We start from the raw sequence: 23,085 nt of genomic DNA, 5'->3' as shown, positions 1-23,085 counted from the left end.
CTGGGTTAAAGCCCTTATTAACGGGCTTTAACCTAATGAAAAAACTACTTTTTGAGGTACAGCGCCGAGTCAAACTGCGGTTTCTGCTCCTTCAGGAAGGCATCTACCGATTCAATAGATTTTGCGTAAAGCTGAGTGCCAACCGGTAAATCAACCGTTTTCGTGCCCAGTGCCAGGGTGAATACCGGCTGGTACTCGCTGCGGTACCTTACTGCAGTGGTGATTTCTAATTTTGCTGGTTTTGTCAGCGTCAGGCTTTCTGCCGTCGTTTTCTCTGCTTCTTTGCGACCTTGATTGACTAAATTAGCCAGCTCTGTGAGCTTGTTTTTATAGGCGGTTTTATAATCATCCGCATTAGCCTGCTCCAAAAATTCCTGATTCGAGACGTTGTCATCAAAAATCATTTTCACGGAAACAACTTTGTGTTCATCGTAGATGTTACCGAGTTTCACTGCACCGCCGGTAACGGGGATAATATTTTCACTCTTAAATAAAACCGGGCCGGAACTAATTAAGGATGAAACGATAAGCGCAGCCCCAACGATTGCGCTGCCAGCAAGAATTGACTTCATTATAAATTCCCTGAGGTATTTTAAGTGCCGGGATTATAGAGCACTCGAGTTGTTATTTAATAGCAATATAATCTTGTTGCTTAAGACAACGGCACTCACTAAATTAACGGTCTTCATGTTAGTTTCCCCTTTTACTACGAATATGGACTGTCGGTAATGAAACGCAAATACCTCGCCTTTGCCCTATTCCTGAGCCTACCCGCCGTGACGGCTAAGCCTTCGCTCGTTGTCTGTGAGCCACAAGATAAGAGTTCAACGACGTCCTCGGAGATTTGGCCTGCGCCTTATATGGATAATGACCAGCTGTGTTTCAATATTCAGGCCGATAAAGGCAGCACCTGCGTGGGCAACGGCCAGACAACCCAGTGGATGACCGAAGCGGTGATCGTGGACATCGGCGGTGAACCGCAGGGCCGCGACGACACCTGGTTCCGGGTAGTGCAACCGGTCGTGAATGACAAAGAGATCGCCTATAAAATCGAAGGTTCACGCGACCAAAAAACCTGGGGCTTGGTTTCCAATGTAGAAATCAATCGCCTTACAGGCGGCGCTATTGACTGGTTTGTGGCCGAACACGGCGGCACTGCATACCAATGCCACCTGGAAGGCCCGAAGATTTAATGTATAGCGGAGGCATAGCAGCTGAATTCAGCGCTATGCCTCTGGTTGCCTTATAGGCTGTATGAACGGATTAATTTCTGGCGATCGATAAGGTTGCTCATTTCATCGTAATAACGGCTGGGCCAAATCTCCGACGGCGCCATACCTAACGCTTCCGCAATAATATGCTCGCCTTTAGGCCACGGGCGAACCAACGCATTCGATAGCGTCGACGAGCTAAGCCCCACCTGCCGGGACAATGCTGCCAGAGAGGATTTCTGCTTTCTTAAACCGGCAATGATATCCGCGGGATGCATATCTGTTCTTTCCATGTTGTTGACTCCTTTGCGTTAGAAAATCGGTTAAATACTCGCCGCAAAGGACATGGAAATCTACTAAGGAGTACTTAGGATTGGGGGCTGTAGTTGGGATGGCTTCAGAGTGGAATGCTGCGATCTATTTCTCTCGTTGTCAGTATCTGCCTGACAAACTGGGAATCAATACATCATAAGATCCCTAAAAGTGAATGGTTCGTTTTTCAGGGATGCTTATCGAGATAAGAATGGGCTAAAGCCGCTGTATACGGCTTTACGTTTATTTCGTCAGGTCAGGAAAAAGTACGAGAGGCTGCGGTAATATTACAGGGAAAAACCGCCATCCCCCACTTGCACCACGGTATACCATTTCATCAACTCAGCCGCTCCCGGCTCGTTTTCAGCAGGTGCCCATGGGGCCATATCTTGCTCGGCTACGGGCTGGTACGCCCCATGTTTTACCTCGAAAATGACCCCACCTTTATCCAGCGATAAAACCGCATGCCAGGTCCCGGCATCCGTCTCCAGCACCTTGCAGTCTTCACCTAGCACAACGCGGTGGGTCACGTTGCCTTTGTCATCAAAATGCAATACCAAAAAGCGCCCACTAAGGGATGTCAGCAGCTCAAACGTGTGCGGGTGGCGATGAGGGCGAACATAGGTACCCGGTTCCATAGCAATAGCCAGGCGCTGAACAGGATCGCTCAATTCAGGATGGAGATTACGATTGGCACGTAAGCGAGGGGAGTTTGCCGCCTGCTCGCTTTGTTTTTGTAGATCGCTGAACGTAATTTGTTTCATATTAACCTTTGTGAATGTAGGTCGCTCACGGCAACCAGGAACCTTGATATCGCAAGGTTTGATGCTATCTCAACTGACGATTAGCCGCGGCTTTAGCAGGAAAAATCTCTGTCCGGATTATAGACGCTGCTGCTGATGTCCCATAGCCCCAGAACGGGTGTATTTACACTGCCATCGGCGTTTTGGCCAGGGTTTGTTTCAGACTGGGCGTGAGCTGGGTATCGGTAAAACGCTTTTTCATGGGGGTGTCCTCATTTGGCTGATGAGGACACTCCAACATAGGGCAGATTTGTCTACGGGCTTGGGGGCACTCCATTGGTCACATTGGGGTGTGTTGATTAATGGGGCAGGTCAAGACAGGTCTTTCAAATCTGCCATTCAGCCCCCTTTGCCCGCAAACAACCATTTACAGTAAGCTTAAAAAAAGACCACCAGCAGATGCCAGTGGCCTGTGTGGTTAAGTTAAAAGTTACTCAACCAGTTTGTAGTGGTGCATCAAGGGGTTTAACTGTGAACGTCCATTACCATCGTTCATATCCCATCTAATTTTTTTCTGGCCTGTTTCAGTTATGAATACAAGGTATTGGTTATCGAGATCACAGAATCCTTTGAGCTGACCTACACTTTTCCCCTTATATGTAAATTCCCTGTTAACCATGGAATCATAATCACTAAGTTGCATCATTTCGTAAAGGCTCGTCATTATACCCTCCATCCGTTAATCGAATAAAGAATAGTAATAATGTGCTTTATCATAGAGATCGCACATGCATAGCTATCCCATTAATCTAAGCAGCAACACGATGCCCACGCGGGTTTCATCGGAGAGGTTTTGAAGAGTTGTAATGCTGTAAAAACCATAGTTGTTCCCCTGTCTATCTGGCCCTATGATATTCGGTGAAAAACTCCTTGCAATATTACATACGGAAAAAAATATATAGCATAAATAGCGAATGCGCAAACTTGTGCATTCGCTATTAACTAAAGAAATCATTCAGTAAGCCGACATGTATCAACGAAAATATCGAGGTTTAAATCCAAAGGTTTTGATAAAAATGCTCTCTCACGCTTCCCATCACCAATAAAGAATAAATTCGTACCATCAGGGAAGTATCGATTTTTAATATCTTTAACCTTGGATCTTCGGAATGCACTTATCTCTTTACCATCTTTCAAGAGGTTATCTTCAGCATACTCAGACATTGATATAAATGATTGAGTATCAGTCGGAAGATTTTTTCCCACAAACGACAGTATGAGATCAAAATTTCTGTCATCGATATCTTCCTTAAGAATTGCGTCAAGCATAAATGGAAGTCGATGTATATTGTCTGTTTTTCTTATTAAAGAATTTAATGCAAAATGATATGACATTACAGTTTTATGAAGTTCAACACCTTGAAAAGGAAATGAATTTATTTTATAAAGATCTGTATATCTAGGTTCTGTTACATTGAACAACTGCATATCATTAAGATATTTTTTAAATATTTCCTTGAAATCTTTTTCTTTGTTAAACCGCTCGACAAAAAGAGACTGCTCCTCTCCCATCCCATCAATTAATCCTTTAATTTCATCAGACCTTTTTGTATATTCTTCTATCTCTTCATGAATATTGCCTAACAGACGTATGTTTGCTTTATTATCGATCCATGTGTTGACAGATAAATTTTGTGATTTTTTCTCAAGAAAATATGAATACTTTGAAGATATATCAATTTCTAACTTTTTAATCTTCGCAAGTGAACCATTAATGTCAGACTGTATTTTTTGTATTTTATTATTTATTTGCTCCGATAGTTTATTAGTATCATTGATGTTTTGATAATAACCATATAACCCTTCTAAGGAATAAGGAAGTATTTGCGTACATGCAGGACAACGATCAATATTGTTATAGTTTTGGTTTTTAATATTTCTTTTAGTTCTTCTTAGTATCTTGACATGATTTTTAGTTAAGGATAACTTATTACACAAACCAGTATATACATCACGTTCTTCATCTAATGATGCTACTAATTTAATATAACCATCTATATACTTCTGAGCCTCATCACCAAACTCTTCATCCAGTAATTTAGAAACAACAAAGTGAGGCTCGGCGCTATATTTATTCAATGAGGAGATCTTCGACTGAAGTTGTGTCCGCTCTTTTGTTAATTTATAAAAATGTTCTTTATCAAAAGAATTTTCTATGCCAAGATAATAATCAAGATACGTATCTTTAAAGTCTTTATAAAAACCAAGATTAGAGAATGACTCTCTTAAATAAACCCACCCTACAGATTGAGAAATATAATAAGGCAGGAACATGCATTCTATCGATGCTTTTTTTAGCTCACCCTTCTGTTCTAAAAGCATGTTAAAATAAAATAATTGAGATAACATCTCCTTAAGCTTCACATGTTCAACTCGACCATCAGAGTCAATTCCATGAAAACTAAAAACATTTCCCCCATCCTCTTTTAAATATATGCTACCAAGCTCTCTTACAATTATATATTTTTTATCTACGCCTCCTTTAGTGATGCTGAAATCCAATCTGAACGTAGGGTTGTATCGAATAATTTCGCTCAAGCCATCTTTAACATCGTTAATTCCAAAGGTAAATAAAATACTCTGTATTAAAGTGCTTTTACCTGAGGTATTACACCCACTTATTATGTTTATTTTATTTGAAAACTTTTGGTCGAAATATAAATTATGACTTTCAGAGACAACAAACAATCTATCAAACTTTATAATTGTCTTCATGGTTTACCTTAATCGTAGCACTCAACGTATGAACACAGAACTGCAAAAAATGTATCAATATTATCTAGGTTTATAGAATGAGATTTTCTAACATTATCAACATATGCAGTTAATGCGTCTTGAAGAGAAAAATATTGAGTTGTGTAATCATTATTTCTAACAAAGTCTTTAATGATTTGATAATCGTAATTACTCATATCCTTGAGTAGTTCAAAAGAGTTAAGTATATAGTTTTCATGATTTTTCTGTATGCTAAGTGGTATTCTGAATTTCATTGAGAATTGCTGTGCTTCGTCACGCCAATAGTCGAATGCCTTTTGCTGTGAATCAATTATATTCATAACTTTCTTAACATCTTCGCCTTCAACCCTTTTTGTTGGATCGAGTAGACATATTTCCTGCCCTTGATTATATACAGTTTCCACATTTCTAAATAGAGCAAGTATTACCTCGATGGCTGCTTTCGGGTCAGCTATATGAGAAAACTTTCTAGACATAAGTCCAATAAGCGACTCTTTTTGTTTTGCAGCTGTTCTTGGAAAATCTACCCACTGAATTTTTAGGTTACTTAGTTCTTTACGATGGAAAACAGAAGATTCTTCATTACAAATATCTGTAACTTTCTCTTCAATTTTATTCTGAATGTTTTTATGTAATTCATCATAAGCACAGATAGAGTTTTGCTCATTAATCCTTAATATCTGCTCAGTAATACCTTCTTTTTTTAACGCCTTTGACGGTGAGTATTTTAATTCTATTTCTGTATTTGATATAAATGTTAGCTGGTGTTTATAATCTTCACTTTTTTCAAAAGCATCATTTCTTAAGTTTTCGCCCACCAATAGTATTTTAGATACCATCTCAGAAAACCTAGAATCGATAGTCCATATTTTCCCGCTAAGTTTCTTTGCTTGATAGGCATGTATCTCGTTTATATAACTTAAGCAATCAGTTTTATAACAAAATAGAAAATCATCGTGATGTTCGATACAAATAAAGAACTCTTTATTGATAAAAGAATTGAAATTATCTAACAAAAGATACAATGCACAGTTTCTTTGAAACTCAAAACCAGTTAACGCATCAACCCCGGCGTTTGCCGCTTTATTTTTAGCCACCCTGCTCTCCTACAACAGCTAAAAATTTCCATCGTCATCCAGTGATGGATGTGGATGCAAATTAAACCATTTAAGGCGATGTGTATCACGAAAATCAAAAAAAATAAATTTGTAAGATCACTTTTAGTGATCTAATGCACTGTTTTAAATACTGTTTTTTTATACAGTTGAAAGATGGCACCTCTAGGGAAAACTTTAAAAACTCGTTTTCCCTATTTACAGGCTTATATAACCTTAGTTAAAGATGCTTCAATATAATCTGCATACCACTGCATCATCTCCCTCCTACCTTCCAGATACAACGCACGGTTATACGTCCCACGAATCGCATTTTTATCAACGTGAGCCAGCTGGGTTTCAATCCATGCCGTATTGAACCCTTCCTCGTGCAAAATCGTACTCATCGTGTGACGGAAACCATGCCCCGTTACCTTCCCCGTATATCCAATCCGCTTAAACACCTGATTAATACTCGCTTCACTCATCGTCTTGCGGGGATCATTACGTCCTGGGAACACCAGTGGATATTGCCCTGACATCACTTTGAGTTGCTGTACGATTTCCAGCGCTTGGGTAGAGAGGGGTACAAGATGGGGCCGTTTCATCTTCATCCGCTCGGCAGGAATTTCCCACACCGCTTTTTCAAGATCAAACTCACTCCAGAAAGCACCTCGGAGCTCGCCAATACGAACTCCCATAAGTACCCGCAGACGAGCGGCAAGAACAACTAGCGGGCTTCCTGTATCTCCAGAGATAGCTTTGAAGAAAGCTGGTAACTCGTCAACAGTCAGGAAGGGGTAATGCTTCGATTCACGCCCTGACATCGCGCTGGTAAGATCCGCTTCAGGATTGTATTCCGCACGACCGGTAACGATGGCGTAACGAAAAACTTCGCTGCAGCGCTGGCGAACCTTATTGGCCTTCTCTGTCGCGCCACGGCTTTCCATTCGACGTAGCACATTCAGCAGAACCAAAGGCTTGATGTCATTCACCGGCAGTTGGCCAATATAAGGGAAAATATCTTTATTGAAGGCTTCGATAATGTCGGAGGCATAACCTTCTGACCACCGGCTCACCTTCGTTCCGTGCCATTCAAGCGCCACAGCCTGAAACGTATTATTGAGCTGCACATCGCGAACCAACTTTTCTTCTTTCTTGGCAAACGATAGGTCGATACCTTCGGCCAGCTTTTTCTTGGCTTCATCACGTAGTGCCCTCGCTTGTGCAAGGGACACTGCCGGATAGACACCAAAAGCCATACGTTTCTCTTTTCGATTGAATCGATATTTCATCCGCCAGTATCGAGAACCAGAAAGAACAACTTCAAGATACAAGCCTGCACCATCTGCTAGCTTGTAGGCTTTCTCTCTGGGTTTACCAGCATCTACCTGCCGCGCATTAAGCTTGATTGGGGGCATCTCCCTGGACCGAACACAGAATGCCCCATTTATGCCCCCAACTGTGACTTGATTTCGGTTGAGTCCAGTTGAAGGAGATAAGACACGGGCCAGAAACCGCTATATACGGGCTTTAAGTTGATTTAGGTAGACTTGGGAAGAGTTTGAAATGGTGCCGATAATAGGAGTCGAACCTACGACCTTCGCATTACGAATGCGCTGCTCTACCAACTGAGCTATATCGGCTTTCAGGACGCGCCACGAGCGTGGCTGCGGTGTAAAAGGGTAAGGAAGAATGGGTGATGCGTCAACCACTTATCAAACTGACTGCTGGTTTTTGCATCACCCTGTCTTCAATTACGCACGAATCGTGTCGTCGCCGAAGCCGATCCACTTGTAGGTGGTTAAGGCTTCCAGCCCCATCGGGCCGCGAGCGTGCAGCTTCTGGGTGCTGACCGCCACTTCCGCACCAAGGCCGAACTGAGCGCCGTCGGTGAAGCGAGTTGAGGCGTTGACGTACACGGCAGAGGAATCCACTTCGTTAATAAAGCGGTTCGCGTTGCGCAGCGTGCGGGTCAGAATAGCGTCCGAATGCTGGGTGCCGTGCTCGCGAATATGGGCGATGGCATCATCAAGATCCGCCACCACTTTCACATTCAGGTGCAGCGACAGCCATTCGTCGTTGTAATCCGCCTCTTTCACCGCTTCCACAACTGCCGGGCCGGTTTGCAGCACAGGCAGCGATTTTTCGTCCGCATGCAGCGTCACGCCAGACTCGGCCATCTGCTTGCTCAGCGCAGGCAGGAAGCGGTCGGCAATCGCCTGGTGCACCAGCAGCGTTTCCACCGTGTTACAGGTGCTCGGGCGCTGGGTTTTGGCGTTGACGATGATTTTCAGCGCCGGTTCAATTTCGGCGGTGTCGTCCACCACGATGTGGCACACGCCGATGCCGCCGGTGATCACCGGGATCGTCGACTGTTCACGGCAAAGTTTATGCAGGCCCGCGCCACCGCGTGGGATCAGCATGTCGATGTAGCGATCGAGACGCAGCATTTCGGTGACCAGCGCGCGGTCCGGGTTTTCAATCGCCTGAACCGCCGCTTTTGGCAGGCCGCACTCTTCCAGCGCCTGCTGGATCACCGCCACCGTGGCGTTGTTGGTGCGCCAGGTTTCTTTCCCGCCGCGCAGAATGGCGGCGTTGCCGGTTTTCAGGCACAGAGAGGCGACGTCTACGGTCACGTTCGGGCGAGCTTCATAGATCACGCCCACCACGCCGAGCGGCACGCGGCGGCGTTCAATGCGTAGCCCGCTATCCAGCAACCCGCCGTCGATTACCTGCCCTACCGGGTCGGCGAGGCTACACACCTGGCGCACATCGTCGGCGATGCCCTTCAGGCGGGCCGGGGTGAGCTGCAGGCGGTCAAGCATCGCTTCGCTGAGGCCGTTTTTACGCGCCTCGTCCACGTCCTGCTGGTTGGCGGTCAGGATCTGTTCCGAACGCGCTTCAAGGTAGTCGGCAATTTTTTCCAGCACGCGGTTTTTTTCGCGGCCGGAGAGCAGTGCCAGCTGGTAAGAGGCCTCTTTTGCCGCTTTGCCCATTTGTTCAAGCATTGATCTGCTCCTTAATTAACAATCATGTCGTCGCGATGCACGGCCACCGGGCCGTATTCATAGCCGAGGATTTCGTCGATTTGCTGGGAGTGATGCCCGGCAATGCGGCGCAGCGCGTCGCTGTTGTAGCGACAAACGCCGTGGGCGATGTCGCGCCCTTCCAGGCTACGAATGCGGATCACTTCCCCGCGGGAGAAGTTGCCGCTCACGCTTTTGATGCCTTTTGGCAGCAATGAGCTGCCGCGCTCCAGAATAGCGGACAGGGCACCGTCATCCACGGTGATTTCACCGGCTGGCGGAGCACCAAAGATCCAGCGTTTGCGGTTCTCCAGCGGAGACTGCTGCGCGTGGAAGCGCGTCCCCACAGAGTTGCCGGCCATGACGTCGCCAATAACGCCGGGCTTGCTGCCTGCGGCGATAATGACGTCGATACCCGCGCGGCAGGCCACGTCGGCCGCCTGGAGCTTAGTGCCCATGCCACCCGTGCCAAGGCCAGAAACGCTGTCGCCCGCAATGGCGCGCAGCGCATCGTCAATGCCGTGCACTTCTTTAATCAGTTCAGCTTCCGGGTTATTACGCGGGTCAGCGGTGTACAGGCCCTGCTGATCGGTGAGCAGCAGCAGCTTGTCGGCTCCGGCGAGAATCGCGGCCAGTGCGGAAAGGTTGTCGTTATCGCCGACTTTGATTTCCGCCGTCGCCACGGCGTCGTTTTCATTAATGACCGGCACAATGTTGTTATCTAACAGCGCTCTGAGCGTGTCACGGGCATTAAGGAAGCGTTCACGGTCTTCCATATCGGCGCGGGTCAGCAACATCTGCCCGACGTGAATGCCGTAGATAGAGAACAACTGTTCCCAGAGCTGAATCAGGCGACTTTGCCCTACCGCGGCCAGCAGTTGCTTGGACGCGATGGTGGCGGGGAGTTCGGGGTAGCCGAGGTGTTCACGTCCGGCGGCAATCGCCCCGGAGGTCACAATCACAATACGATGCCCCGCCGCGTGCAGCTGGGCACACTGGCGAACCAGTTCAACAATATGGGCGCGGTTCAGGCGGCGGGAGCCACCGGTTAATACGCTGGTGCCTAGTTTTACGACCAGCGTCTGGCTGTCACTCATGATTCTCTGCCGTTTCTACAAATAAGGGGAAATTAAAAAGCCAGATGACGTTGTAACAGGAGTCGCGCGGCTTGCCAACAGGCGGCGTGGGAAAAGGGTTAATAAGCAAGAAAGGATCGCTGACGATAGCGGATATATTTTACATTTTTATGACATTCAAACTTTATTACGTTTATTTAATCTTTCTCCTAAATTGTCATAAATCTTTAATCTGAGAACGATAAAACCCTTCCTGTTTTTAGCGGGAGCCCGACTCCCAGAACAATTTTGCAAGCGTTCATCATTCTTGGGATAACAAATGAAAAAGAGCACACTGGCATTAGTGGTAATGGGCATCATGGCGGCTTCTGCAGCTCAGGCAGCTGAAGTGTATAACAAGAACGGCAACAAGCTGGACCTGTACGGACGCGTAAAAGCCGAACATTACTTCAGCGATAACAGCAGCGCTGATGGTGACCAAACTTACGCTCGTTTCGGCTTCAAAGGCGAAACCCAGATTAACGACCAGCTGACCGGTTTCGGTCAGTGGGAATACCAGATTGCCGGCAACAAAGTTGAAGGTGATCCAACTGCAGCAAAAACTCGCCTGGCATTTGCTGGCCTGAAAGCCGGTAACTATGGCTCCTTCGACTACGGTCGTAACTACGGCGTGCTGTATAACATCGCCTCTTACACCGATATGATGCCTGAGTTCGGCGACGACTCTTTCGTTAAAACCGATAACTTCATGACCGGTCGTACTAACGGCGTGGCGACTTACCGCAACAACAACTTCTTCGGTCTGGTTGACGGCCTGAAGATGGCTCTGCAATACCAGGGCAAAAACCAGAACGACGGTCGCGATACGTCTAAACAGAACGGCGACGGCTTCGGCACCAGCCTGTCTTACGACATCGCTGACACCGGCCTGAGCGTAGGGGCTGCGTACGCGAACTCTAACCGTACCAACCTGCAGAAAACTGGCGCGTTCGGTAAAGGCGACAAAGCTGAAGCCTGGACCACCGGTCTGAAATACGACAAAAACAACGTTTACCTGGCCGCTATCTACGCTGAAACCAGCAACATGACCGTGCTGAGCGGGACGTCCATCATCAATGGCGTGTCCACCAAAGTGAGCGGTTTTGCTAACAAAAACCAGGCATTCGAAGCCATTGCACAGTACCAGTTCGACTTCGGCCTGCGTCCATCCATCGGTTACGTGCAGTCTAAAGCGAAAGATATTGAAGGCGTGGGCGATGCGGATCTGGTGAAATACATCGACGTAGCAGCGACTTACTACTTCAACAAAAACATGTCTACCTTCGTTGATTACAAAATCAACCAGCTGAGCGACAACAACAAGCTGAAGCTGAACAACGACGACGTTGTTGCGGTAGGCCTGGTTTACCAGTTCTAATTCGCGATACTGCGGACAAAAAAATCCCCGTCAGATTGACGGGGATTTTTTATTTTCAGGCGGAGAGTTTAAGCGGCTTTTCCGCAAAGTTCTCGGCAGGCACCAGCCCAAGTTCAAGGGTGGCGAGTAAATCTTTCAGGCGTCCGTGGAAACCGCGCAGCGTCTGCTCCAGTTTTTCATCCACTTCTTTATCTTTTGCCGGGGTGGCCGTCCATTTGCCGTCTTTATCAAACAGGCCGAACTGCCAGGTGTAGGTAAACTGCTTTTCCTGGGCTTCCAGCACCATCCACCATCCCCAAAACTCGCGTTTCTCCGGCGCGGGCTTTACGTTAACGCACACCGCCAGGCAATCGAAGAAGAAACGGTTGTCTTCACACTGCTCTTCCCGGATATACGGGCCAAGCGAGGCGAACTTTCTGATCAGTCTACTTTTCGGGTGTCCACTCGGTAACGTCATTACGATCTCCTGTTGTGAAGCAACTGTTTTAGCAAACCGTCGAAATTTAGCAAATATTTAACGTAATCTTTGTTTCACCCAGCCGGTAATTTCTTTGAGCGCCTTGTCAAAGTTTTGATACACCGGTTTGAACGGGATCTGGAGTAATTTGCCGTCGGCAGATGACGAAGTGATTAAACGGGATTCTTCTTCCGGGCTGAACGGGTCATTCTCCCAAAAACCGGACAGCATCGGTGTTGGGCAGCGACGGCCCAGCAGGCCCTGCGTTTTCAGGGAGTAGCGGTTCAGTTCCACACTCAGCGCGCTATCAGAGATGCTGGTCATGCCCAGGCGGCTCGCCAGCACGTCGATATACATTTCCGGCACGTTGGCCTGGCGCTGCGGGTCACTCAGCAGGGCGTGAACCACCGGCCCAAGGCAGGCGACGGCTTTCAGGCGCGGCGCTTCGAGGTAGGCCAGGCGCACAGCAACGTTGGCGCCAAATCGGAAGCCAAATGCCGCAACGCGAGTGTGATCAACCCACGGAATATTCGGGAGTGCTTTGAGCACGTGCTGGTGCAATACGCTGGAATCCTGGGTCAGTTTCCACTTAGAGGAAAAACCGACTGACGGCATGTCGATGGTCAGCATCGCGATTCCCTGAGGAGCAAAATATTTCTCGAACAGGCTGTAATAATCGCTCTGTAAAGCGTCAAGGCCGCCGCACATCAGCACGGTCGGGAATGGCCCTTCAGCCCCTTTCGGCATATGCAGAAAGCCGCTGATGGTGCCGCCGCCGGTCATCGGGAATTCAAGCTCACGCAGCCCGCCGGACAGCCGGGGCGCGGCCTCTTCGTAAGCCCGGTTAGCCAGCACCTGGGCCTGTTCCGCCAGCGCATCCCCTTTCAGGTGAGGATAGGCCGCAATGCTGTAGAGATTCGCCGCCTGCAGCCAGCATTTGCCGATTTTCTCTTCGTCCGTTTCCTGGCCGGCACGCTGCTGCCAGAGCATCGCCTGCTTCGACCATTCGTAGATCCAGTTGCCCCCGCGGTAGCCCATCACGGTGTCAAACAGCTCGTCGTTGGTACGTTCAGCCTCGGTGCAGGCAATCCGCGCCTGGACTTCGAGAATTTCACGCGGATCGACCCCACGCCAGATCCACATCAGGCGGTTGATCATGCGGTACCAGTGGGGCACGTTTTTGCCATCCAGCGCGGACTGAATCGCGGGCGTGGCGGTATGTCGCGCGCGACGGACAAGCGTGGACGTTTCCGGGTGTTTGAATCTGGGCTTAAAGAGGGTTTCGCTGAGGTTGGCCTGCGACATCGTTTCACTGCCTCCATGAATACGAGAAACGTCGCTATTGTAGCCTGATACGGTCCAAATAACACAAACGCCCGGCTATGCCGGGCGCCAAATAAATGACAAAGCTCAAACCATGGAGGGATTAACGGCCAGCCAACGGCGGCACAAACACCACGCCCATATCCCACGGCTGCTCAATCCAGGTGTCCTGCGGGATATCAATCACGTAATCGTCCACCAGCGGCTGACCGGCTGGTTTGGCGAAGATAGTGACGAAGTGAGCTTTCGGATACATTTCGCGAATGGCTACCGCGGTGCCGCCGGTGTCAACAAGGTCATCGATCACGATGAAACCTTCACCGTCGCCTTCCGCACGCTTCAGCACGGTCAGCTCACGCTGGTTGTCGTGGTCGTAGCTGGAGATGCAAACGGTATCAACATGGCGAATACCCAGTTCACGAGCCAGCAGCGCGCCCGGCACCAGGCCACCACGGCTAACGGCAATAATGCCTTTCCACTGTTCGGCTGGCAGCAGGCGCTGAGCCAGTTTGCGGGCGTGAATCTGCAACATGTCCCAGGTGACGACGTATTTTTCGCTCATGTGAAGTGTCCCGGCCTGTAAATAACGGCTTAAAAAGTATTCGAAGGAGTTTTGGTTGCGCGAGATTATAGAGATCTGACGCACTAAAAACCAGTGTTGCAGGCCATTGGCAGCCGATTTTGCTCGTATTCAGCCTTCACGCAACAAAAGAAAGTGGTATTCTCAGGACATCGCGCAAGCCGTGCTTGTGGTGTATCTGAACCCGGCTAAAAACGTAACCGGTCAGCCAAAAAAACGACTCCAGGGAGACTCAACGTGTCTGAATTGTCTCAATTATCGCCACAGCCACTGTGGGATATTTTTGCCAAAATCTGTTCTATTCCGCATCCGTCCTATCATGAAGAAGCGCTGGCGGAACACATCCTGTCCTGGGCAAAAGAAAAAGGCCTGCACGTCGAACGTGATCAGGTGGGGAATATCCTGATTCGCAAGCCTGCTACGCCGGGCATGGAAAACCGCAAACCTGTGGCGCTGCAGGCGCACCTCGACATGGTGCCGCAGAAAAACAACGACACCGTTCATGACTTCGCTAAAGATCCTATCCAGCCGTACATCGACGGCGAGTGGGTAAAAGCGCGCGGCACCACGCTGGGCGCAGACAACGGCATCGGGATGGCCTCCGCACTGGCGGTGTTGGCTGACGATAACGTGGCTCATGGCCCGCTGGAAGTGCTGCTGACCATGACCGAAGAAGCCGGGATGGACGGCGCATTTGGTCTGCAGGCAGGCTGGATGCAGGCCGATATCCTGATCAACACCGACTCCGAAACGGAAGGTGAGATCTACATGGGCTGCGCGGGCGGGATCGACTTCATCACTACGCTGCCGCTGCAGCGTGAAGCCGTTCCGGCTGGTTTTGACACCTTCAAGCTGACCATCAAAGGGCTGAAAGGCGGCCACTCTGGCGCAGATATTCATTTGGGTCTGGGTAACGCCAACAAGCTGCTCGCTCGCTTCCTGCTGGCTCATGCCGCGGAACTGGACGCGCGCCTGCTCGATCTGAACGGCGGTACCCTGCGTAACGCGATTCCGCGCGAAGCCTTCGCCACGCTGGCCGTGCCTGCGGCGAAAGCGGCCGAGCTGAAGTCTGCGGCAAACGACTACCTGGCCGTTCTGAAAAACGAACTGTCTGCGGTAGAGAAGAACATCACCGTGCTGGTGGAAGCCACAACGTCTGACAAACAGGCGCTAACCGCGAAAACGCGCGATACCTTCCTGCACCTGCTGAACGCGACGCCAAACGGCGTTATCCGTAATTCAGATGAAGTGAAAGGCGTGGTTGAGACTTCCCTGAACGCGGGCGTCGTGACCATGGGCGACGACAGCGCAGAAATTATCTGCCTGATTCGTTCCCTGATCGATTCCGGTAAAGACTACGTGGTTAGCGTGCTGGAGTCCCTGGGTGAACTGGCCGGGGCAAAAACCGTGGCGAAAGGTAGCTATCCTGGCTGGCAGCCAGACGCTAAGTCTCCGGTGATGGCCCTGGTGCGCGAGACTTACCAGAAGCTGTTCAACCAGACGCCGAACATCATGGTTATCCACGCCGGCCTGGAATGCGGTCTGTTCAAAAAGCCGTACCCGGAGATGGATATGGTATCTATCGGGCCAACCATTACCGGCCCACATTCCCCGGACGAGCAGGTACATATTGAGAGCGTGGGCCAGTACTGGACGCTGCTGACCGAGCTGCTGAAGGCGATTCCGGCGAAGTAAGTTTTACCCTAACCCTCTCCCTATAAGGGAGAGGGGATTTTCTTTGTCTGCCTTACTTTCCTTTTTCTCCCAGGCGATTTCTCTAAAATCGAGAGGGGATTTTCTTTGTCTGCCTTACTTGCCTTTTTCTCCCAGCCGATTTCTCTAAAATCGAGAGGGGATTTTCTTTATCTGCCTTACTTTTCTCTTTCTCCCTAACGATTTATCTAAAAACGAGAAGGGATTTTCTTTGTTTGCTTTGCGTTCAGCGAAAACGTGTTTTCCCCCTTCTCCCTTGCAGGGAGAAGGCCGGGATGAGGGTCTTATTTACAGCCCCAGCAGCAACTGCCTCTCCAGCTGTGGGTCGAGCAGGGTCACATGCAGCCCCACCAGACGGACGCCGCGCCCTCCCCGCCGCTCCTCCCAGGTTTTACGAGCCGTTGCGATCAGATCTTCTTTATTCAGCTTCGGCCAGACGTGCTCCTGGGTCGTCAGCTGAAAATCATTAAACTTCAGCTTGATGCCCTGCCGGGCAATGCGCAGATCGGCCCGCTCTTTGGCCAGCCTTCGCTCAAGTTCAGGGTACAGCCGTTCAATAATCTCTTCACACTCTGGCCATTCATGAATGTCTTCCGCCAGCGTCCGCTCTACCCCCACCGACTTTCTCTGGCGATCGTTACTGATCTCCCGCTCATCAATGCCCTGGCTGCGTTCCCAAAGTACCCGGCCAAATTTCCCAAAGCGTTTTAACAGCATGGCCAGGTCCGCATTTTGCACATCGGCGCAAGTTCTTAGGCCGAGCGTTTCCAGCTTTGACACCGTGACTTTGCCCACGCCGGGAATTTTGCCGAGCGGCAGCGTCGCTAAAAAGTCCGGTACCTGCTCGGGCGTAATCACAAACTGGCCGTTGGGTTTATTCAGATCAGACGCAATCTTCGCCAAAAATTTAATCGGCGCGATACCCGCCGAGGCGGTCAGGTTTAGTTCGTCGGAGATAGCCTGTCGAATCTCACGGGCAATTAACGTCGCCGAGCCCTGGCAGTGTTCGCTGTCGGTGACGTCCAGATAGGCTTCATCAAGCGACAAGGGTTCGATGAGCGGTGTATAGCGTGAGAAGATTTCGCGAATGTGGTTGGAGGCTTCTTTATAGGCGTCGAACCGACCCGGTAATAGAGTGAGATGCGGGCAGAGTTTTAGCGCCATCGCGGTCGACATTGCACTGCGCACGCCGTATTTTCTGGCTGGGTAGTTCGCCGTGCTGATCACGCCGCGCCGCTGGGCGCTGCCGCCAATAGCGAGGGGAATATCGTGCAGGGCCGGATTATCACGCATCTCAACGGCGGCAAAAAAGCAGTCCATATCGACATGAATGATTTTGCGCATGCTCACTCAACCAGAAAAATAACACTGGATAAGTATACAGCTAATTTTCAAAATGAGGAAATCGTCTCAGGTAGACGATGAACAACCCAGCGAGCGGCGTCAGCACGGGCATAAAGTGACACACCGCAAAAACTCCAATTGATTCCAATAAAATATGTAAACGCCCGCGTCTGGCGCTTGCGAAAATTAGCCACGATGCTAATGTGAGCGCAATCCTGTACAGAATTTTCTGATTTCGGGTCTCTTTAGCCGTCCTGGCTGTTAGTTTCAGGTTTATCAAGGAATCAAGCAGTATGCGTAAGATCGCACTGATTATTGCGATGCTCTCTATGCCGTTTTTCTCTTTCGCCAGCCTGCTTAACAGCAGCGGTGTCGCCGCCCCTGTCGGCAAAGATAGCAGACAGCAGCTAATGGGCTCCCCGGTTTATATTCAAATCTTTAAAGAAGAGCGCACCCTGGAACTGTGGGTGAAAATGGGCGAGCAGTATCAGCTGCTCAACAGTTACCGTATCTGTAACTATTCCGGCGGCCTGGGGCCAAAACAGCGTCAGGGCGATTTTAAAAGCCCGGAAGGTTTTTACAGCGTTGATCGCAGTCAGTTAAAACCGGACAGCCGCTTCTATAAAGCCATTAATATCGGCTTCCCGAATGAATTTGACCGCGCTCACGGCTATGAAGGGAAATACCTGATGATTCATGGCGCCTGCGTGTCGATTGGCTGCTATGCCATGACCGACTCCGGCATCGACGAAATCTTCCAGTTTGTGACCGGGGCTTTAGTGTTTGGCCAACCGCGCGTGCAGGTCAGTATCTTCCCGTTCCGCATGACGGACGCCAATATGGAACGCCACAAGTACTCCACCTACATCAACTTCTGGAAAGAACTGAAGCCGGGCTATGACTACTTCGCGGCCAACCATCAGCCACCGGGCGTGGCCGTGGTCAGCGGGAACTACATCATCAGCAAACCTGCCGTGATGACGCCAGTTCAGCCGCAGCTGGCTTCAAACTATAAGCTCACCGAGGCAAAATAACGCCGACTTGCCTGGCTCAATTTTGTGCCAGGTTTCGTTGGCGGTCAGCGGCTGAGTCGCAATGACCGTGACCACATCGTTTGGTGTGGTCTCTTCCTGAAAATCAATTTCCACGTCCTGATCCAGCAGTTTAGCGACGCCGAATGGCGCTCTGCGGGTGATCCAGAACAGGTTCGTCGAGCAAAACGCCATCACATAGCGCCCGTCCGACAGCAGCATGTTAAACACGCCTTTTTCTCTTAGCTCTGCACCCAGTTCAGTGATGTAGCGGAACACCGCTTCCATATTGCCCGGCGTGCGCGGGTAGCGCTGAGTGAGTTTGTGCAGCAGCCAGCAGAACGCCTGCTCGCTGTCCGTTTCACCAATCGGGCGGAACGTCCCCGTTTCCAGCGTGCGATAGCCCTTTAGCTGCCCGTTATGGGCATAGGTCCAGTTGCGGCCCCACAGTTCGCGGGTGAACGGATGGGTATTTTCCAGCGCCACTTTGCCGCGGTTCGCCTGGCGAATGTGCGCCACAACCGAGCAGGATTTAATGGGGTAGTCCTGGACGAGGCGGGCGATGGGCGAGTTAAAGCTCGGCTGCGGATCTTTAAAAGTGCGACAGCCTTTCCCTTCGTAGAAGGTAATACCCCAGCCGTCTTTATGGGGGCCTGTTCCGCCTCCGCGCTGCACCAGTCCGGTAAAACTAAAACAGATATCCGTCGGTACGTTGGCACTCATCCCGAGCAATTCGCACATCTCTTCTCTCCCACAACGAATGCCCCTGCTCCGGGAGGAGCAGGGAACATTACGGGCTAAGCTTTAACCATTTCTTTTTCGATTAACTGAATCAGGATGTGGATCACTTTGATGTGAATTTCCTGAATGCGGTCCGCATAGCCGAAGTGCGGCACGCGAATTTCGATGTCTGCCGTACCGGCCATTTTCCCGCCGTCTTTGCCGGTCAGGGTAATGACTTTCATGCCTTTCGCTCGGGCAGCTTCAATCGCTTTGATAACGTTGCCGGAGTTGCCGGACGTGGAGATCCCCAGCAGCACGTCGCCTTCGCGGCCAACGGCTTCAACGTAGCGAGAGAAGACATAGTCGTAGCCAAAATCGTTGCTGACGCAGGAGATGTGGCTCACGTCAGAAATCGCGATCGCCGGGTAGCCCGGGCGGTTCTCACGGTAGCGGCCAGTTAACTCTTCCGCAAAGTGCATAGCATCGCAGTGTGAGCCACCGTTCCCGCAGGACAGTACTTTGCCGCCCGCTTTGAAACTGTCTGCCAGCAGCACCGCTGCGCGCTGGATGGCATGAATGTTGGCTTCATCCTTAAGGAAGTTAGTCAGCGTTTCCGCCGCTTCATTGAGCTCACTACGAATAAGATCCTGGTACATGAGGAGGTCCTTGAGGTTTGAGTGAATTTCACATCCCGCAGTGTACCGGATAGCGCCGAAAGCGAGAAGCGTAACCCCACGCGTTAAGCCGGGGTTTTCCTCGGAAGTGCGGCAACAATGTGAGCAAGGTTGTAATTATTTTGTAAACACATTGCTAAAGAAAGCAACATCCACTACAACCAATACATCACAAGTGGTCAGACCTCCTACAAGCAAGGGAGCTTTCTTTATGTTGATTTTAAGCATTGTCCTTACCGTTGTTCTGCTGGGTGTGTTGTTCTATCACCAGGCAAATCTGCTGCTTAGCAGCGTGATTCTGCTCGCGTGGACTGCCGCGCTGGGCTTCGCTGGCATCTGGTCTTTCTGGGTGCTGGTTCCGCTGGCGGTGATTCTGGTGCCGCTGCTGGTGACCCCGCTGCGTAAATCGCTGATCTCCGCGCCGGTCTTCCGTGGCTTCCGTAAAGTCATGCCGCCAATGTCCCGTACCGAAAAAGAAGCTATCGACGCCGGGACGACCTGGTGGGAAGGCGATCTGTTCCGCGGCAAGCCGGACTGGCAGAAACTGCATAACTACCCGCAGCCAAAGCTGACCGAAGAGGAACAGGCGTTCCTTGATGGCCCGGTGGAAGAAGCCTGCCGCATGGCGAACGACTTCCAGATCACCCATGAACTGGCCGACCTGCCCCCTGAGCTGTGGGCTTACCTGAAAGAGCATCGCTTCTTCGCGATGATCATCAAAAAAGAGTACGGCGGCCTCGAGTTTTCTGCCTATGCACAGGCTCGCGTGCTGCAAAAACTGTCCGGCGTTTCCGGGATCCTGGCGATTACCGTCGGCGTGCCTAACTCTTTAGGCCCTGGCGAACTGCTGCAGCATTACGGTACCGAAGAGCAAAAAGATCACTACCTGCCACGCCTGGCGCGCGGTCTGGAAATTCCTTGCTTCGCGCTGACCAGCCCGGAAGCCGGTTCCGATGCCGGTGCAATCCCGGACAGCGGCGTGGTTTGCATGGGTGAATGGCAGGGTGAACAGGTGCTCGGTATGCGCCTGACCTGGAACAAACGCTATATCACTCTCGCCCCTATCGCCACCGTGCTGGGCCTGGCGTTTAAATTGTCTGACCCGAACCGCCTGCTCGGCGGCGAAGAAGACCTCGGCATTACCTGTGCGCTGATCCCAACCCACACCCCTGGCGTGGAAATCGGCAAGCGTCACTTCCCGCTGAACGTGCCGTTCCAGAACGGCCCAACCCGTGGGCAAGACATCTTTGTCCCTATCGACTTTATTATCGGTGGCCCGAAAATGGCCGGCCAGGGCTGGCGTATGCTGGTTGAGTGCCTGTCCGTAGGTCGCGGCATTACTCTGCCGTCTAACGCCACCGGCGGCCTGAAATCCGTGGCAATGGCAACGGGCGCTTACGCTCACATCCGCCGTCAGTTCAAAATCTCTATCGGCAAAATGGAAGGGATTGAAGAGCCGCTGGCACGCATCGCCGGTAACGCCTATGTTATGGATGCTGCAGCCTCTTTAATTACCTACGGCATCGTGCTCGGTGAGAAACCTGCCGTACTGTCTGCGATTGTTAAGTACCACTGTACCCACCGCGGCCAGCGCGCCATTCTTGATGCGATGGATATCGTCGGCGGGAAAGGCATTATGCTCGGTGACACTAACTTCGTGGCCCGTGCTTACCAGGGTGCCCCAATTGCTATCACCGTTGAAGGCGCCAACATTCTGACCCGCAGCATGATCATCTTCGGCCAGGGCGCAATTCGCTGCCATCCGTACGTGCTTGAAGAAATGGCCGCGGCGCAGAATAACGATGTGAATGCCTTCGATAAGCTGCTGTTCAAGCATATCGGCCACGTGGGCAGCAACAAAATGCGCAGCCTGTGGCTGGGCCTGACCAACGGCCTCGGCAGCAGCACGCCAACCCGCGATGCGACTAAACGCTACTACCAGTACATCAACCGCCTGAGCGCAAACCTGGCGCTGCTGTCGGATGTCTCTATGGCCGTGCTGGGCGGTAGCCTGAAGCGCCGGGAGCGTATCTCTGCTCGCCTGGGGGATGTGCTGAGCCAGCTTTATCTGGCGACGGCGGTGCTGAAACGCTACGAAGACGAAGGTCGTAACGAAGCCGATCTGCCGCTGGTTCATTGGGGCGTGCAGGATGCACTGTTCCAGGCCGAACAGGCGATTGATGACCTGCTGCGCAACTTCCCGAACCGCTTTGTGGCCGGTACGCTGCGCCTGGTTATCTTCCCGCTGGGTCGCCGTTACGATGCGCCGTCCGATGCGCTTGACCACAAGCTGGCGAAAATCCTGCAAGTGCCGTCCGCAACCCGTTCGCGTATTGGACGTGGTCAGTACCTGACGCCAAGCGAGCATAACCCTGCTGGCCTGCTGGAAGCCGCCCTGCTGGATATTATGGCCGCCGAGCCAATCCACCAGCGCGTGTGCAAAGAGCTGAAGCGCAACCTGCCGTTCACTCGCCTGGATGAACTGGCGAAGCAGCTGCTGGGTGAAGGCAAGATCACCGCCGATGAAGCGGCGATTCTGACCAAAGCCGAAGCCAGCCGCCTGCGCAGCATCAACGTGGATGAGTTTGATCCGGAGGCACTGGCAACACAGCCGGTGAAGGTGCCGGAAAAGCACAGAAAGGTTGAAGCCGCCTAACCATTAACCCCGCGAAAGCGGGGTTTTTATTGCCAACAAAAGCACGTTTTCTCGTGCTAAAGTGGAAGAAATATTCTGCTAAGAGGCTGCCGATGGTGTCTGGTCTGAAAGTTTCCGTTCTGCAACAACCGCTCGTCTGGATGGACGGTGCCGCAAACCTGCGTCACTTTGATGTGCTGCTGGAAGGCGTGCGCGGGCGTGACCTGATTATTCTGCCGGAAATGTTCACCACCGGCTTTGCGATGGAAGCCGCCGTGCAGTCAATGCCGGAACAGGAAGTGATTGACTGGATGCAGTTCAAAGCCCAGCAAACGCAGGCGATGATCGCCGGCAGCGCCGCTCTGCAAACCGAACGAGGGCCGGTGAACCGCTTCCTGCTGGTTCAGCCGGACGGCAAAGTCCACTTTTACGATAAGCGCCACCTGTTCCGCATGGCCGATGAGCATCATCATTATCAGGCCGGGGAAGAACGCGTGATTATTGAGTGGAAGGGCTGGCGTATTTTACCGCTGGTTTGCTACGACCTGCGCTTCCCGGTGTGGTCCCGCAACCGCAACGATTACGATCTGGCGCTGTACGTCGCCAACTGGCCCGCGCCGCGCTCGCTGCACTGGCAAAGCCTGCTCCAGGCGCGCGCAATCGAGAACCAGGCTTATGTGGCTGGCTGCAACCGCGTGGGCACCGACGGCAACGGCCACCATTACCGGGGCGACAGCCGGATTATCAGCCCGCAGGGCGAGATCCTGGCTAGCGTTGAGCCACACCAGGCAGCCAGACTTGATGCCGATCTTTCGCTGATTGCGCTGCGGGAGTATCGGGAGAAATTCCCGGCCTGGCAGGATGCAGATCCTTTCAGCCTGTGAGCATGAAGTAGGAAGAAACCGGCCCGTTCAGGCCGGTTTTTTT

Annotated in this window: 21 protein-coding genes and 1 tRNA gene; 6 read left to right on the top strand and 16 right to left on the bottom strand. The window is 51.0% G+C overall.

Translation table 11 applies throughout. The features are described 5' to 3' along the window. Nucleotides 1-44 precede the first annotated feature (44 nt). A complete protein-coding gene (locus tag LH23_RS09550; protein ID WP_039290564.1) occupies nt 45-572 on the bottom strand; it encodes a hypothetical protein in 528 nt (175 codons plus the stop codon). Nucleotides 573-728: 156 nt separating this feature from the next. Here LH23_RS09550 and LH23_RS09545 point away from each other — a divergent pair, with 156 nt between their 5' ends. Next, nucleotides 729-1,193, top strand: coding sequence for a hypothetical protein (locus LH23_RS09545; protein WP_039290562.1), 465 nt, complete (start codon nt 729-731; stop codon nt 1,191-1,193). A gap of 50 nt (nt 1,194-1,243) precedes the next feature. Here LH23_RS09545 and LH23_RS09540 read toward each other — a convergent pair whose 3' ends face one another. The 9 genes from LH23_RS09540 to proB form a co-directional block, all read right to left on the bottom strand. After that, on the bottom strand, nt 1,244-1,504 hold the full coding sequence (locus LH23_RS09540; protein WP_039290561.1) for a helix-turn-helix domain-containing protein: 261 nt from the start codon (nt 1,502-1,504) through the stop codon (nt 1,244-1,246). 306 nt (nt 1,505-1,810) lie between these two features. Then, entirely contained in the window at nt 1,811-2,287 is a 477-nt protein-coding gene (locus LH23_RS09535; protein WP_039290559.1) for a WbuC family cupin fold metalloprotein, read from the bottom strand. Between the two features lie 469 nt (nt 2,288-2,756). Beyond that, nucleotides 2,757-2,990, bottom strand: a complete 234-nt coding sequence (locus LH23_RS09530) for a hypothetical protein (protein WP_039290557.1) — start codon at nt 2,988-2,990, stop codon at nt 2,757-2,759. 287 nt (nt 2,991-3,277) lie between these two features. Then, entirely contained in the window at nt 3,278-5,041 is a 1,764-nt protein-coding gene (locus LH23_RS09525; RefSeq protein WP_039290554.1) for a hypothetical protein, read from the bottom strand. A gap of 8 nt (nt 5,042-5,049) precedes the next feature. Then, a complete protein-coding gene (locus tag LH23_RS09520) occupies nt 5,050-6,159 on the bottom strand; it encodes a dsDNA nuclease domain-containing protein (RefSeq protein ID WP_039290551.1) in 1,110 nt (369 codons plus the stop codon). Nucleotides 6,160-6,383: 224 nt separating this feature from the next. Continuing rightward, the gene (locus LH23_RS09515) at nt 6,384-7,568 is read right to left on the bottom strand and encodes a tyrosine-type recombinase/integrase (protein ID WP_039296498.1); all 1,185 of its coding nucleotides are present in this window, start codon (nt 7,566-7,568) and stop codon (nt 6,384-6,386) included. A gap of 158 nt (nt 7,569-7,726) precedes the next feature. Beyond that, a tRNA-Thr gene (locus LH23_RS09510) sits at nt 7,727-7,802 on the bottom strand. A 111-nt stretch (nt 7,803-7,913) separates the two neighbouring features. Continuing rightward, entirely contained in the window at nt 7,914-9,167 is a 1,254-nt protein-coding gene (gene proA / locus LH23_RS09505) for a glutamate-5-semialdehyde dehydrogenase (protein WP_039290549.1), read from the bottom strand. Nucleotides 9,168-9,178: 11 nt separating this feature from the next. After that, complete coding sequence (gene proB / locus LH23_RS09500) at nt 9,179-10,282, bottom strand: glutamate 5-kinase (RefSeq protein WP_039290547.1); 1,104 nt, start codon at nt 10,280-10,282, stop codon at nt 9,179-9,181. A gap of 298 nt (nt 10,283-10,580) precedes the next feature. Here proB and ompC point away from each other — a divergent pair, with 298 nt between their 5' ends. Further along, nucleotides 10,581-11,678 (top strand): porin OmpC, encoded by a 1,098-nt coding sequence (ompC, locus tag LH23_RS09495; protein WP_039290544.1) that lies wholly within the window; start codon nt 10,581-10,583, stop codon nt 11,676-11,678. Between the two features lie 55 nt (nt 11,679-11,733). Here the strand turns inward: ompC and crl are convergent, their stop codons facing one another. The 3 genes from crl to gpt form a co-directional block, all read right to left on the bottom strand. Further along, the gene (crl, locus tag LH23_RS09490) at nt 11,734-12,135 is read right to left on the bottom strand and encodes a sigma factor-binding protein Crl (RefSeq protein WP_039290542.1); all 402 of its coding nucleotides are present in this window, start codon (nt 12,133-12,135) and stop codon (nt 11,734-11,736) included. A 57-nt stretch (nt 12,136-12,192) separates the two neighbouring features. Continuing rightward, nucleotides 12,193-13,440: an esterase FrsA gene (gene frsA, locus LH23_RS09485; protein ID WP_039290539.1), complete on the bottom strand. Its 1,248-nt coding sequence runs from the start codon at nt 13,438-13,440 to the stop codon at nt 12,193-12,195. 121 nt (nt 13,441-13,561) lie between these two features. Next, nucleotides 13,562-14,020: a xanthine phosphoribosyltransferase gene (gene gpt, locus LH23_RS09480; protein WP_008457349.1), complete on the bottom strand. Its 459-nt coding sequence runs from the start codon at nt 14,018-14,020 to the stop codon at nt 13,562-13,564. Nucleotides 14,021-14,275: 255 nt separating this feature from the next. Here gpt and pepD point away from each other — a divergent pair, with 255 nt between their 5' ends. Continuing rightward, complete coding sequence (gene pepD / locus LH23_RS09475) at nt 14,276-15,733, top strand: beta-Ala-His dipeptidase (protein WP_039290531.1); 1,458 nt, start codon at nt 14,276-14,278, stop codon at nt 15,731-15,733. Nucleotides 15,734-16,039: 306 nt separating this feature from the next. On the opposite strand, the gene dinB is transcribed toward pepD, so the two are convergent. Continuing rightward, nucleotides 16,040-17,095: a DNA polymerase IV gene (gene dinB, locus LH23_RS09470; protein WP_039290528.1), complete on the bottom strand. Its 1,056-nt coding sequence runs from the start codon at nt 17,093-17,095 to the stop codon at nt 16,040-16,042. Between the two features lie 293 nt (nt 17,096-17,388). Here dinB and dpaA point away from each other — a divergent pair, with 293 nt between their 5' ends. Next, the gene (gene dpaA / locus LH23_RS09465; RefSeq protein ID WP_039290525.1) at nt 17,389-18,129 is read left to right on the top strand and encodes a peptidoglycan meso-diaminopimelic acid protein amidase; all 741 of its coding nucleotides are present in this window, start codon (nt 17,389-17,391) and stop codon (nt 18,127-18,129) included. Here the strand turns inward: dpaA and LH23_RS09460 are convergent. Together LH23_RS09460 and lpcA are read right to left on the bottom strand one after the other, a co-directional pair. Continuing rightward, nucleotides 18,100-18,867, bottom strand: a complete 768-nt coding sequence (locus LH23_RS09460) for a class II glutamine amidotransferase (RefSeq protein ID WP_039290522.1) — start codon at nt 18,865-18,867, stop codon at nt 18,100-18,102. The genes dpaA and LH23_RS09460 overlap by 30 nt on opposite strands. Before the next feature lie 56 nt (nt 18,868-18,923). After that, nucleotides 18,924-19,505, bottom strand: a complete 582-nt coding sequence (gene lpcA, locus LH23_RS09455) for a D-sedoheptulose 7-phosphate isomerase (protein WP_008457307.1) — start codon at nt 19,503-19,505, stop codon at nt 18,924-18,926. 229 nt (nt 19,506-19,734) lie between these two features. Between lpcA and fadE the strand changes: the two genes are divergently transcribed. Continuing rightward, the gene (fadE, locus tag LH23_RS09450) at nt 19,735-22,179 is read left to right on the top strand and encodes an acyl-CoA dehydrogenase FadE (RefSeq protein ID WP_039290520.1); all 2,445 of its coding nucleotides are present in this window, start codon (nt 19,735-19,737) and stop codon (nt 22,177-22,179) included. A 95-nt stretch (nt 22,180-22,274) separates the two neighbouring features. Further along, the gene (locus tag LH23_RS09445; RefSeq protein WP_008457303.1) at nt 22,275-23,042 is read left to right on the top strand and encodes an amidohydrolase; all 768 of its coding nucleotides are present in this window, start codon (nt 22,275-22,277) and stop codon (nt 23,040-23,042) included. Nucleotides 23,043-23,085 lie beyond the last annotated feature (43 nt).

Source organism: Cedecea neteri, from assembly GCF_000758305.1.
Taxonomy (GTDB): Bacteria; Pseudomonadota; Gammaproteobacteria; order Enterobacterales; family Enterobacteriaceae; genus Cedecea; species Cedecea neteri_C.
The sequence above is the reverse complement of the archived record's forward strand: the minus strand, read 5'-3'. Positions and strand labels throughout refer to the sequence as shown.